This window comes from Vagococcus teuberi (assembly GCF_001870205.1).
Classification (GTDB): Bacteria; Bacillota; Bacilli; order Lactobacillales; family Vagococcaceae; genus Vagococcus; species Vagococcus teuberi.
The window spans coordinates 251,706-265,480 of the sequence record NZ_CP017267.1; the positions used below are offsets into that span (position 1 = coordinate 251,706).

General features: G+C 34.4%; 12 protein-coding genes and 1 riboswitch. Of the genes, 7 read left to right on the forward strand and 5 right to left on the reverse strand.

From position 1 onward, the window contains the following. Nucleotides 1–8: 8 nt before the first annotated feature. A complete protein-coding gene (locus tag BHY08_RS01200; protein ID WP_071456130.1) occupies nucleotides 9–1,115 on the reverse strand; it encodes an ABC transporter ATP-binding protein in 1,107 nt (368 codons plus the stop codon). 116 nt (nucleotides 1,116–1,231) lie between these two features. Between BHY08_RS01200 and mgsA the strand changes: the two genes are divergently transcribed. The 4 genes from mgsA (at nucleotide 1,232) to BHY08_RS01220 (ending at nucleotide 3,673) form a co-directional block, all read left to right on the forward strand. Beyond that, complete coding sequence (gene mgsA / locus BHY08_RS01205; RefSeq protein ID WP_071456131.1) at nucleotides 1,232–1,609, forward strand: methylglyoxal synthase; 378 nt, start codon at nucleotides 1,232–1,234, stop codon at nucleotides 1,607–1,609. A 61-nt stretch (nucleotides 1,610–1,670) separates the two neighbouring features. Beyond that, nucleotides 1,671–1,775: riboswitch (THF riboswitch) on the forward strand. Nucleotides 1,776–1,815: 40 nt separating this feature from the next. Then, nucleotides 1,816–2,340: a folate family ECF transporter S component gene (locus BHY08_RS01210; RefSeq protein WP_071456132.1), complete on the forward strand. Its 525-nt coding sequence runs from the start codon at nucleotides 1,816–1,818 to the stop codon at nucleotides 2,338–2,340. 88 nt (nucleotides 2,341–2,428) lie between these two features. Then, nucleotides 2,429–3,109 (forward strand): YjjG family noncanonical pyrimidine nucleotidase, encoded by a 681-nt coding sequence (locus BHY08_RS01215; RefSeq protein WP_071456133.1) that lies wholly within the window; start codon nucleotides 2,429–2,431, stop codon nucleotides 3,107–3,109. Nucleotides 3,110–3,181: 72 nt separating this feature from the next. Further along, nucleotides 3,182–3,673, forward strand: coding sequence for an LURP-one-related family protein (locus BHY08_RS01220; protein ID WP_071456134.1), 492 nt, complete (start codon nucleotides 3,182–3,184; stop codon nucleotides 3,671–3,673). Between the two features lie 57 nt (nucleotides 3,674–3,730). Here BHY08_RS01220 and BHY08_RS01225 read toward each other — a convergent pair whose 3' ends face one another. The 3 genes from BHY08_RS01225 to BHY08_RS01235 form a co-directional block, all read right to left on the reverse strand. After that, nucleotides 3,731–5,464, reverse strand: a complete 1,734-nt coding sequence (locus BHY08_RS01225; RefSeq protein WP_071456135.1) for an ABC transporter ATP-binding protein — start codon at nucleotides 5,462–5,464, stop codon at nucleotides 3,731–3,733. Next, complete coding sequence (locus tag BHY08_RS01230) at nucleotides 5,465–7,246, reverse strand: ABC transporter ATP-binding protein (RefSeq protein WP_071456136.1); 1,782 nt, start codon at nucleotides 7,244–7,246, stop codon at nucleotides 5,465–5,467. 84 nt (nucleotides 7,247–7,330) lie between these two features. Then, nucleotides 7,331–7,807: a nucleoside 2-deoxyribosyltransferase gene (locus BHY08_RS01235; protein WP_071456137.1), complete on the reverse strand. Its 477-nt coding sequence runs from the start codon at nucleotides 7,805–7,807 to the stop codon at nucleotides 7,331–7,333. 149 nt (nucleotides 7,808–7,956) lie between these two features. Between BHY08_RS01235 and BHY08_RS01240 the strand changes: the two genes are divergently transcribed. Further along, entirely contained in the window at nucleotides 7,957–9,039 is a 1,083-nt protein-coding gene (locus BHY08_RS01240; protein WP_157093615.1) for a 3D domain-containing protein, read from the forward strand. Nucleotides 9,040–9,089: 50 nt separating this feature from the next. Here BHY08_RS01240 and BHY08_RS01245 read toward each other — a convergent pair whose 3' ends face one another. Continuing rightward, nucleotides 9,090–10,406 carry an N-acetylmuramoyl-L-alanine amidase family protein gene (locus tag BHY08_RS01245; RefSeq protein WP_071456139.1) on the reverse strand — a complete coding sequence of 439 codons (1,317 nt, stop codon included), beginning with the start codon at nucleotides 10,404–10,406 and terminating at the stop codon, nucleotides 9,090–9,092. Nucleotides 10,407–10,779: 373 nt separating this feature from the next. On the opposite strand from BHY08_RS01245, the gene aspS reads away from it, so the two are divergent. Further along, complete coding sequence (gene aspS / locus BHY08_RS01250) at nucleotides 10,780–12,546, forward strand: aspartate--tRNA ligase (RefSeq protein ID WP_071456140.1); 1,767 nt, start codon at nucleotides 10,780–10,782, stop codon at nucleotides 12,544–12,546. A 74-nt stretch (nucleotides 12,547–12,620) separates the two neighbouring features. Then, nucleotides 12,621–13,475 (forward strand): YitT family protein, encoded by an 855-nt coding sequence (locus BHY08_RS01255; RefSeq protein WP_118250880.1) that lies wholly within the window; start codon nucleotides 12,621–12,623, stop codon nucleotides 13,473–13,475. Nucleotides 13,476–13,775 lie beyond the last annotated feature (300 nt).

Consider the following 13,775-nt stretch of genomic DNA (forward strand, 5'->3'; position numbering starts at 1 on the left):
GTTATTTCTTATCTAATAACTTGTTCTGTTTGAGGATCAAAGAAGTGAGCCTTGTTTAAGTTGAAAGCTAATTCAATCACTTCTCCTGGACGATAAGTCGATCTTGCATCGACTTTTGATATGAACTCTGTTTCACCTGTTTTGGTATAAAGCATAGTTTCTGCACCAAGTAATTCTGATACCACAACTTCAGAGTTAATGATACTATTTGGAGAAGCTTCTTTTGCTAATAATTCACTATGAATGTCTTCTGGACGGATACCAAAGATTAATGGTTTATTAACATAGCCTTGTTCCCGTAATACTTTGAATTTTCCTTCCGGCAACTTAACGTTTAAATCATGACCATCAGTGATATGACCATTATCTGTTAATTCAACGTTAAATAAATTCATAGCAGGTGAACCAATAAAACCAGCAACAAAGACATTATTAGGAGTATCATACACTTCTTTTGGTGTCCCAATTTGTTGGATGAAACCATCTTTCATGATAACAATGCGATCCGCCATGGTCATCGCTTCAGTTTGGTCATGGGTAACATAAATAGTGGTTGTTTCTAAACGACGATGAAGTTTTGCGATTTCTGCACGCATTGCCACACGAAGTTTTGCATCTAAGTTTGATAATGGCTCATCCATCAAGAATACTTTCGCATCACGCACAATCGCACGACCTAATGCCACACGTTGCCGTTGTCCGCCTGATAAAGCAGCTGGTTTTCGTTGTAAGTAATCTGTTAAACCAAGAATTTCACCAGCGTTTTCCACACGTTTTTTGATTTCAGCTTTATCATATTTACGAAGTTTCAAACCAAATGCCATATTATCAAATACCGTCATATGAGGGTATAAGGCATAATTTTGGAAAACCATCGCGATATCACGATCTTTTGGTGCCACATCATTAACTAATTTGTCGCCAATCCAAAGTTCACCTTCTGAAATATCTTCAAGACCAGCAACCATACGTAAAGTAGTGGATTTACCACAACCAGAAGGTCCGACAAATACAATAAATTCACGATCTTCAATATGTAAATTAAAATCAGTTACTGAATAATTAGGGTTTCCATCATATTTTTTATAAATGTGTTTTAAAGCAATTTCTACCATAGTGTATTTCCTTCTTTCATTTGTTTTATTAAATACAGTATAATGAAATAAGTAATACGCTTACAATGTAAACATGCCTAGACTTTTGGGCAATATGACGAAAAGGAGAGAAAAAGATGAAAATCGCACTGATAGCTCACGATAAAAAGAAAGATGAAATGGTAGCATTAAGCAAAAAATTTGAAAAGCTGTTGAGTAAACACGAATTATTTGCGACAGGGACAACAGGACTTCAGATTCAAGAAGCAACAGATTTATCTGTTTATCGATTTAAATCAGGCCCTTTAGGAGGCGACCAACAAATAGGTGCACGTGTTTCGGAAGGAGAGGTGGATATGATTATCTTTTTACGTGATCCATTGACCGCTCAGCCACACGAACCAGACGTGACTGCGTTGATTCGTCTAAGTGATGTCTATGAAATCCCTCTAGCGACAAATAAAAGCACAGCGATGTTACTTTTTAAAGAATTAGAGAATTTGGCGGAAATTTGACTGCGATAGTCTTTATTGTAATTTTTTTTCATTATGATATAGTACGATGTGTAAAACAATTAACAGAGTAGGAAATATAGCGTCAAGTGCTACTAGGATGGGATGTTGCCTAGTGGACGAAAAGCACAAGTGGAGTGCTTGCGGCCATATTTCTGCATTCGCTGCATAATGGATGTAGCAACTCTAAAGAAAAAGGAGATGCTAGAATGAGCAAAAATGATTTTACGCCAAAGTCGATCGCATTGATGGGGGTATTAATGGGATTACAAATCGTATTGACGCGATTTATTTCGATTCAAACACCGTTTGTTCGTATTAGTTTTACGTTTGTAGCGGTTGTGTTGATGTGTATGATGTTCTCGCCACTTGTGGCAGGGATAGGAAATGCTTTAGCTGATTTTATTGGAATTACGTTATTTCCAGTGACAGCAGGATTTTTCCCAGGATTTACGTTGTCAGCTTTTTTGTCAGCCTTTTTATATGGGTTATTCTATTATAAAAAAGACATGACACTAAAACGAATTATTACAGTTAATGTGATTGTGACAATTGTAGTGAATTTGGGGATGAACACATTTTGGTTATACTTAATGTATGGACCAGGAATTGTTGCCAATATTCCAAGTCGTATTGTGAGTTCACTTATTTTATTAGTGATTCATGTTGTAGGGACTTATTGGTTAGCAAATGTAAAAGTCATACAAAAGCAATTAGTTAAATTTGCTTCATAAAAAAATCATACAAAAAGCAGAGTGTATATGGACACGCTGCTTTTTTTTATGTTATAAATTATAATAGTAAGAAAAAAGGAGGGTATACATGAAAAAATATCAGTATATTATATTTGATATTGATAATACATTACTTGATTTTAGTCGATCAGAATATTATGCACTCCAAAAAGTATTCGCTACTTATGGTGTAGTTTTTAATGAAAAAACATTTAATCAATATAAAGAAATCAATCATGACTTGTGGGACCAATTAGAAGATGGTAAAATCAGTAAGGATGTTGTTTTAAAGGAGCGTTTTAAACGATTCTTTTTAGCAAATAACATTGTTGTTGACGGCGTATTGGTTGATAAACAATATCGTGGTTTTCTTGAAAAAAGAAATGATGTAATGGGTGGAGCCATTGATCTATTAACACAACTAAAATCAGATGGATATACAGTTTTTGCAGGAACCAATGGCGTTGGTCGAACACAAAGAAAACGTTTGGCTAGTGCTGGGATGACTGATTTATTTGATGACTTATACATTTCTGAGGAAGTTGGCTTTGAAAAACCAGATGTTCGTTTTTTTGATTATATTTTTAATGATGCTCAACTAAAAGATTTATCTCAAGTTGTTATGATTGGTGATAGTTTATCCTCAGATATTGAGGGAGCAAGTCGAGTAGGTATTGATTCAATATGGTTTAGTAATGGGGCAGAAACATCAGAAAAAAAATACACGCATAAAGTGGATTCTTTAAAAGATGTATTGGCACTCGTGTAGTTGGAAGAAAAGTAACAGTGTTTGGGGAAGTTGTTTGATTGGTATAATAAACTATTAAAGAGGTGCACGTTTATGCGTCAACTATTTATGTTAAAAGACGATTATACTAATGAAAACAAAAGAGAAATTATCACTAGAAACGGGGATAAAATTTATACCATTGAGTGTTTTGAAGACGATGGATTGACTTGTTATAATGTTTATGATGATAGACGAGAAGAAATTGCGCGTGTGGAAAGACACATTGGGTCAACATTACCTTGCTTAGATGTGGTCGTTGGTGAACGTATTATATTTACGGTAGCACAATCAGAGTCAATTTCTAAAATGTCTTTTCAAATAATTAGTGATGATTTAGAAGTACATGATGATTGGTGGTCAATGGATTTTGATGTGATGTCAGGTTATCGTAAGGTGTCTAAAGTGAGAAATAGATGGACCGCTTTAGGTGATGCTTATGAAGTAACAGTTTTTGAAAAATCAAACGAGGCTGAAACAATCGGATTAATGCTGGCATTAGATTCAGTCAAAAAAGTAGAAGCTAACGTTAATACACTAAAATAAAAAAACTCATTCTAGTTTAATTGCTAAGTAGTAAGCAATTAGCTAGAGTGAGTTTTTTTAATGACTAAATTGTGAGTGGTAGAGACTAGAATAAGCACCATCTTTGTTTTTTAATAAGGAGTCGTGAGTTCCTGTCTCGATGATTTTTCCTTTATCCATCACAAGAATAATATCTGCTTTTTTTATTGTTGATAGGCGATGAGCGATGATAAAACTAGTTTTTCCTGACATCATGTTATCAAAAGCTGTTTGGATATGTTGTTCTGTCAAGGTATCGATAGAACTTGTGGCTTCATCTAGTATAAGCATAGGAGGCTGACTGATCATCGTTCTCGCAATCGTAAATAATTGCTTTTGTCCTTCAGATAACAACACACCTGATTGCCCAATCATCGTATTAAACCCACAAGGTAATTGTTGAATAAACTGATAGATATTCGCTTCTTCACAGGCTTTTATCACATTTTGTTTTGTTGCTTGTGGATTACCAAACGTTAGATTGTCCCAAATAGTACCTTGGAATAACCAAGTTTCTTGTAACACCATTCCAAATGAGCGTCGTAATTCATCTTTTGGTATATCAGTGATTGGGACGGAATCAACCGTAATAACACCTTTATCTAACGGATAAAAATTCATTAAAAGATTAACTAAGGTAGATTTACCCGCTCCTGTTTTCCCTACAATCGCCACTGTTTGTCCTTGTTTAACGGTTAAATTGAAATCTTCAATTAATGGTGACGCTGGATCATATGAGAAGTAAACATGCGAAAAGGCTACATCTCCAATAGGTGTGAAAGGCTGGGTTAGTTTTCTGACGTATGTATCTTCTTCTGGTTCATCTAGTAAGTCGTTGATACGTTTAATACTCGAAAAAGCTGTTTGGAGTTGCGTTGTGATACTTGATAGTTCGATTAACGGTTTTGAAAACTGTCCTGAATAAATAATAAAACTAGATAACATTCCTAAAGATAATGGTAATGAAAAATTAACAATAAGTAGTCCGCTCACTAACCCAATTAATAAGTAGCCAATGTGATCGATAAAACGAGATAAAGGATTTGTCAGAGAAGAAATGAATTGTGCTTGTTGCCCAGTTTGTTGCAATTCAAGATTCATGTCTTGGAATTGTTGAATAACGGTTTCTTCATATTCATATGACTTAATCGTTTTTAAATGGCTAAATTGTTCATTGATATAGCCAGACACTTTTCCTAGTAATTGTTGTTGTGCGTTGAAATATCTCTGTCCTTTTTTTGCTATCATCACATTAACTAAAAACATACCTGCTGTTATCAAGAGGATCACACCAGTTAATATAACGTTTAAAGATAGCATGATACCGAGTGCCACGATGATAATCGTTATGCTTGGAAATAGTTGATTAAATAAAGTTAGTAGGGCTTCTGAAATATAATCTAAATCCGTACTAAATCGGTTCATCGTGTCGCCATGTGAATGTGTATCAAAATAATTTATCGGTAATTTATTTAGCTTATGGTATCCTTTTTTTCTTACTTCCTTCATAGAAGTATAGGCGATATGCTGGCTGATTCGCTGTAAGAAATAAAAACTACTTGCCGCTAGACAAGTCAAAACGATAATGAGAAAAATCTGTGTTACTAACCCCGTCTTAGATGATAGCGTCATACTATCAATCGCTTTACCAATATACATGGTGACCAACACACTACTCAGGCCGTATAGAAAACTCAAACAAGCATTTAAAATAATCGCTTTTTTGAAAGGTTTTAGATAAGGAGAGAAAGTTGAAAGTGTTTGTTTAAACATTTAGTTATCCTCCTTTTCTTGAGATGTCACAATTTGTTGGTAAAATATTGATTGCTTCATCAGGTTTTGATGCGTTCCTTGAGCGACAATTTCACCTTGATTTAAGACTATTAAATGGTCTGCTTCTTTAACAGAAGAGATGCGTTGCGATACGATAATGCTATTTTTTATAAAATCAAGTCTTGCTAACGTTTGTCGAATAGCTAAATCCGTTTTATAATCTAAAGCACTTAGAGCATCATCTAAAATCAGAATACTCGGTTGAGAAATCAACGCTCTGGCAATTGCTAAACGTTGTCTTTGTCCTCCTGAAAAATTTGTCCCGTTTTCAGCAGTTGACATACTTAAGTCATCAACGAACTCTAAACAGTCAGCCCACTCTAGTGCTCTCCAACAATCTTTTTCCGTTGCATTTGGGAATCCCATTTTTAAGTTACTCTCAATCGTTCCTGAAAAAAGGACACTTTTTTGTGATACATAACTGATAGAATGTCTGACTTCTCCTGTGGTTAAATCAAGTAGATTCATATTATCTAAGAAAATTGTCCCATCAGTTGGAAGATAAAATTTTTGAATTAATTCAATTAACGTTGTCTTACCACTTCCAGTAGGACCAACGATCCCAAGTTGTGTCCCTTTTTTTAAATCGAATTGAATCTTTTTTAACACATCTTGAGATGAAGGACCAACGATCCCAAGTTGTGTCCCTTTTTTTAAATCGAATTGAATCTTTTTTAACACATCTTGAGATGAACTAGGGTAATGAAAGGATACATCTTGAAAAGATAACGTGTTTTCTGATTCAAATGGTAATACTTTATCTAGAGGTTGTGTTTGAACTTTCGGTGTTGTATTAAGTATTTCTTCGACCCGTTTTTTAGCTGAAAAAGCTCGCACGAAAATGGTCACTAAATTTGCTACAACAATTAAGGCAGCTAGTAGTTGTAGCATATAATTGATTAAAGCTACAATATCTCCTGTTTGAAGTTGTCCGACAGATACATTAATATCACCAACCCATAAGATTAAAGCAATAATCATATTTGTCATAAATAAGGTTAGAGGAGACATAAGAGCAGATAGTTTTGTCATATCAATGTAGCGATTGGCTAACTTTTCAATGACTTCAGCTGACTTATCCTCCATTTTTTTTTCGTTGGCAAAGGCACGAATAACTTTGACGCCGGTAAGTTGTTCACTAGTAATGGTATTTAATTCATCGATGGATGATAACACTTGTTGGTATTTTGGTACTGTTTTACTCATTAAAATGTATAGAATAAATGAAAAAATAGGAACAGTTAATAAAAAAATAAACCCCATTGATGTATTGATGGTAAAGGCCATTACGATAGAGCCGATACTAAGAAATGGTGCACGAATAACTAGACGAATGAGCATGGCTAACGCTAGTTGTAATTGATTGACGTCGTTAATGGTTCTAGTTAAAAACGTGTCAGATCCAAATTCATCAATTTCAGTATGAGAAAACTGCGTGATTTTTTTTACAACAGCTAAACGTAGTTCCGTTCCAAAACCTTGAGATGCAACAGCTGCATAATATTGGCAAACTAGGACGCATAAAAGCCCAAGTATAGACAAACCTAACATGTATAAAGTAGCAGCGTAGACCATTGATATATTTTTTTCTCGAATCCCTGAATCAATTAAATAAGCCATAAATAGTGGGAGTGTTAATTCGAAGATTGCTTCCATTAATTTAAAAGCAGGACCAAGTATTAATTGTTTTTTATATTTTTTAGCATAAGAAAATACAGACAAGTTAAGCACTTCCTTTCTTTAATTAGGTTAACATGATTTTAGCGAACATCCTATACCTAAATACGGTAAAAGATGCTCGCTAAATTAGATGTATGTGGCGACAGTTTTTAATAACAATTCTTCAGAATTAACCACGACGCCATTTAGTTTAATTAACCCAATCGTGTAAAGGTTAACATAAGGGAATTGAGACTCCGCTACATCCTGCAATGCTGTTATTTTTTGTTGGTTATCAGCACCTTGTTGTCTACTGTCTGTGAACAAACCGATTATTGGTATGCCAGCTTGATAAGCCACACCGATTTCTGTTGCTACACCAACATCTATGCTTTGACCATCAAGAATAGCAATCATTAAATCGCTATCTAATAGAGCTTTTGTATCATAAGTTGCTATCATTTTTGAGTCTGCATAACTATTTTTATCATTTATCTCCATTTGTTCCTGAGGTAAATACACAGAAACCTCTTTGTAAGATTCTCTGATTTGTTTTACAAGCCACTCGTTGTAATTTTTTTCCATTGTTGAGAATAAGGGACTAGCAAAGTATATATTTGTCATCAAACCACTCCTTACTATTACATTTATATAATACAATACCTTAATTTGTAATAATTTGTAAAGAGAATGTCATATTAAGCAAGAGTCATTCTTGTATAATTAGGAAAGATAAAAAGTGAACGTTATTAATTGAAAGGTGTTGGCGATTGTTGAATTATAGGAAAACTATAACTGGTCTATTATGCTTTGTCATGCTAACAAGCATGCCAGTTTCGTTATTTGCAGCAACGAAAGAAGAAGACGTGAAAAAACAAAGTGTTGAGATTAGTGAAAAAATCGATAGTGCACTTGATAATGTAAATAAAAATTATAGAGATTTAGAAAATTTAAAATCAGATGTGTTGGATACTGAATCAAAAATTTTAACAACACAACAACAAATCGAAAAAACAAAACGCAGTATGGAAAAACGCAAAGAGATGGTTGCCTCTCGTATGAAAACAATCCAAACCAACGAGCAAAGCACAACGATGGTTGATACGTTGTTAAATGCTAATAGTGTATCTGATTTTGTTAATCGTGCGGTTGCTATGACCGTTTTACAAACAGCGGAAAAATCAAAAATTGAAACCCTAGAAACAGATAAAGATAAATTAGAGAGATTAAGAGAAGAATTAGTTATGGATCAACAAATTTTAGTTGAAAAACAAACTAAAATTGAAAACGATAAAGCCGCTCTAGAATCTCAAGTTAGTGATTTGAAGAAAGAATTAGCTAATAATGAAGCAACTTTAAAAAAATTATCTGAAGAGCGAGTGATAAAAGAAGCACAAGCTGCGAAAGAAAAAGAGATGGCAAAAAAAGCAGAAGAATTGAAAAAAGAGGGAACGACCCCTGTTTCAACAGAATCTAACGGCAGTAGCAACACTTCAAATAACATTCAATCAGCATCGAGTGGATCAACTGTTAGTACGCCTGTCTCAACAGAGAAACCAGCAGCAAGTAGTAATGGACGTACCTTAACGATGCAATCGACAGCTTATTCTTATACAGAGGGTGGATTAACACCATACACAGCAACAGGAATTGATTTAAGAAAAAATTCTCGCGTGATTGCGGTTGATCCAAGTGTGATTCCTTTAAATTCATTAGTTGAAGTATCTGGTTATGGATTTGCGGTAGCTGGAGATACTGGTGGAGCTATAAGAGGCAATATTATTGATGTTCATTTTAATACAGTGACTGAGTGTAGAAATTGGGGAAGACGTACTGTAACAGTAACGATTCAATAAAAAAACAAAAAGTATCAAACAACTTTAACACTTAGTTGTTTGATACTTTTTTAATTTTCGGCACCCTTGTTACTTTTCTCTTCTATATAAACCATTAGTCCATCGTAGACAGAATCTGCTACTTTTTGATGATAATTTTTATTTTTTATGTAAGCAGCATCATAATCATTATTGATGTAACCTAACTCTAATAAGACAGCAGGCTTTGAATTTTCACGCAGTACTTGATAATCTTGATTACCAAAGCCTCTGTTTTCTAGAGGCAGAATGTTCGCAATACTATCGTTAATAGCTTGAGCAAGTGGTTTACCACTGTCTTTTCGGTAGAATGTGGTTGTTCCAGAAGCTGTATTAGCTTGTGCACTTGAATCATAATGAAAACTGATAAAAGCATTTGCTTGACTAGAGGAACTTATTTTTCCTATATCAGTCAAGGAAACAAATTTATCTTTATCACGTGTCATTAAAACATTAAACCCATGAGATTGGAGTTCTTTTCGAACTGCTAAGGCTGTTTTTAGCGTTACTTCTTTTTCTAAAGTTTTTCCATCAATAGTTTGAGCACCAGGGTCATCTCCACCATGTCCTGGGTCTAACATAACCGTAAATTCAGGCATTGGAATACCAGGTTTTTCTTCCTTACTAGATATCTTACGAGAAGTGACTTGCCAAGAATTTAAGAATCCAGTTTTACCATCTTTGGTTTTAACTTTCATCCACCCATCCTCTGTCTCAGATAAATACGTTAAAGTAGCACCATATTTTAAAAAATCACCTTTATTACTTGATGTTGAATTATTGCTCATTAAGTAAGCAGAAGTAGTGGCAACATGAAGCACTTGATTTTCTTTGTATTTATTGTCCCGGTTTTTTTGGATGATTAAGCTATCACTTGGCACCCAACCGTATTTTCCGTCACTATAAACACGTACCCAACCGTTTAGCTCAAGAGTCGCGTTCACGTGTTCATTCTTCTTTAACGTTTTGATTACCTTGCTGCTTTCTGAGTTATCTTTTTTCAGTTCTGTATTTCGTTTAGCAACAGAAGCAGTTAAGTTAGTATATGGACCACTAGTACCATCAAATAATAGCCAATTAGGTACCCAACCAACTGTTTTATCAGCTGTTTGTATTTTGTACCAATCATTTTTTTCATCCGTAATAGTGACTTTATCTTCTTTATGGACTTGAGTAATAACAGAAGAATACGCATCAGGTTTTTCACGGACATTTAGAGCAATTGTTCCCACAGTGGCAATTTGGCTATTCCCTCGCATATAATTAAAGCCGATAAAAACCAAAGCAACAACTAAAATATTAATGATAAACATTTTTATCGTGCGATTTATTGAGTTTGTGTTTTTCACATGGATTACCTCATTGATTAATTGATAAGGGATATTATAGCAAAAATTTTAGAAGTTGAGTAGTGAGTTATCCTATTATATCTTGACTTTTTGTACAATTTTTAGTATTTTAAGGATGAGTATCGATGAAGGAGACGTGCCTTTTTTACAAAAAAGAGAGAATGAATTTGGTGAAATCATTCATTTAAAGAGGACAGACACTCTGGAGATGGGTAGTAATATATCCCGCTAACGAGCGTTATATCGTTTAGAGAAAAAGTTTTTTGAAACTTTTTAAAAATAGGTGGTACCACGTGTAAGAAATTATTCGTCCTTGTTATAATTTAACAAGGGCTTTTTTTTATGAATAAATGATTAAAAGGAGATAGATATCATGCAGGAAAGAACAACATATTGTGGTCTAGTATCAGAAAAAGATTTAGGTCAAGAGGTTGTAGTAAAAGGGTGGGTGCAAAAGCGTCGTGACTTAGGAGGATTAATCTTTATCGATTTAAGAGATAGAGAAGGACTTGTTCAAGTAGTTTTCAACCCTGAAGTGTCACAAGAAGCTTTAAACATTGCAGACTCTTGTCGTAGTGAATACGTGATTGGTGTGAGAGGTAAGGTAGTAGAGAGAACAGGTTCAGCTATTAACCCTCGAATGAAGACAGGTAAAGTTGAAATTATCGCTGAAGACATCATCGTATACAATGAAGCAAAGACACCACCATTTGTCATCGAAGACGATCAAACGATTAGTGATGATGTGCGTATGAAATATCGTTACATGGATATTAGACGTCCATCAATGTTAAATAATCTAAAATTAAGACATCATGTAACACGTGTCATTCGCGAATTTTTAAATGATAATGGCTTTTTAGATGTGGAGACACCTTATTTAAATAAATCGACACCAGAAGGGGCAAGAGATTATCTGGTTCCTTCACGAGTTCATCCAGGACATTTTTACGCGTTACCTCAATCACCTCAAACAACTAAGCAATTGTTAATGGGAGCTGGAATTGATCGTTATTATCAGGTAGTTCGTTGTTTTAGAGATGAAGATCTACGAGGGGATCGCCAACCGGAATTCACCCAAGTGGATATTGAAACAAGTTTCTTAACAGAAGAAGACATCCAAGCGTATACTGAAAACATGTTATCGAAAGTGATGAAAGAAGTAATGGAAATTGATATTTCAATACCATTTCCACGCATGACGTATGATGATGCCATGGCTCGATTTGGTAGTGATAAACCAGATACACGTTTTGATATGGAACTAATTGATATGAAAGAAGCAGTAAAAGATGTGGAGTTTAAAGTATTTCAACAGGCTTTAAGTTCAGGTGGAGCTGTCAAAGTATTAAATGCTAAACAAGCTGCAGATAAGTATTCACGTAAAGATTTAGATAAGCTAGGTGAGTGGTTAGCGCAATTTGGTGCAAAAGGATTAGCTTGGGTCAAAGTAGAAGAAGATGGTCTTAAAGGACCAATCGCGAAGTTTTTAGTTGATGCAAGTGACAAAATAATTGAGACAACAAATGCTGAAGTAGGAGATTTATTATTGTTCTGTGCAGATACTGATTCAGTTGTCGCAGCATCACTCGGAGCGTTAAGAAATCGTCTAGGGAAAGAATTAGATTTGATTGATTCAGATCAGTTTAATTTCTTATGGGTAGTGGATTGGCCGTTATTTGAATACTCTGAAGAAGAAGACCGTTTTGTCGCAGCACATCATCCATTTACAATGCCAAAGGAAAGTGACATTGAATTATTAGAAACATCACCTGAAAAAGTTTACGCCAAAGCCTATGATGTGGTATTAAATGGATATGAGCTTGGTGGGGGCTCTTTAAGAATTTACCAACGAGATTTACAGGAGAAGATGTTTAAAGCATTAGGATTTACAAAAGAATCAGCTGAATCTCAATTTGGTTTTCTTTTAGATGCATTAGATTATGGATTCCCACCACATGGAGGAATTGCCTTAGGGTTAGATCGTTTAGTCATGTTGCTTGCGAAAAAAGATAATATCCGTGAAGTGATTGCTTTCCCTAAAAATAGTAAAGCTGCTGATTTGATGACTTCGGCTCCAAGTATAGCTTCAAAAGAGCAATTAGAAGAATTATCGCTAAGTGTTGAGTTAGAAGATTGATCGTTTTCTGTTAAGTAGTCAAGAAAATCGAGGAGATGCAACCAGTGGAAAAACTAAAAACATGTAAAGAGTATATGACGGATAACGGTTACATGGAAAAGGTTTCAATGGCCGTTGTTAATGGCATTTTACAAGCTATTGCACTGAATTTATTTTGGAGACCAGGACATATTTATGCCAGTGGTATCACAGGGCTAGGACAAATTATCGTCACGTTAGCTGAAAAAGCATCTGGCGTTGAGTTACCTATGGGAGTTGTATTGTACTGCTTAAATATTCCATTATTTATTTTAGCGTGGAAGATGCTAAGCCGAAAATTTACAGTCTTTACTATGGTATCCGTCTTTATGACAGCCTTTTTCGTCCAAATTATTCCAACTACTGTTCTATCTACAGACCCAATTATCTGTGCCATTTTTGGCGGGGGAGTTTGTGGACTTGGTGTTGGTTTAGCATTACGTAGTGGATTGTCTTCAGGGGGATTGGATATCGTTAGCATGACGATTCGAAAATTAACTGGTCGAAATGTAGGCTCATTAAATATTATTTTTAATGCGTGTATTATTTTGACATCAGGTTATTTATTTGGTTGGCCTTACTCTTTTTATAGTGCTTTTTCAATTTTTGTTAATGGTAAAGTAGTTGATATGGTTTATACTAAACAAAAGAAAATGCAAGTGATGATTATCACGACAAAACCACAAAAGGTAGTAGATGAGTTACAGTCTAGAATACGTCGAGGTATTACAATTTTAAATGATGCTGAAGGGGCGTTTTCTCATAACGAACAAAAAGTATTACTAACGGTATTAACCCGTGATCAGATTCCGATGTTGCAGCATGCAATGCAGCATGCTGATCCAAAAGCGTTTGTGAGTATTTCTGAGAACGTAACAATTATGGGGAACTTTTATGAAACAATTGATTAACTATTAATAACCCCTCTATTATTATACATTTTTAAATAAAGCTGTGTTTTTTGTAAAAAAATAAACGAAATTTTGCAATAATATTAAGAAAATCTAATATTAAAAGTGTTTTATTGAATTAATGTTTGCTAAGATTTATAAAATGTCTTTAATTTATAGAAGTTATAGTTTATAATGAGATGTATGCCATTTATTTTTAATCTCAAAGTAATTTAGTTACTATTAAAACTATTGCTTAATAGATTCTTTTCTAATATAATTATAAGATATCTTGATAGTTTTTATCTGTTAAGCATATAG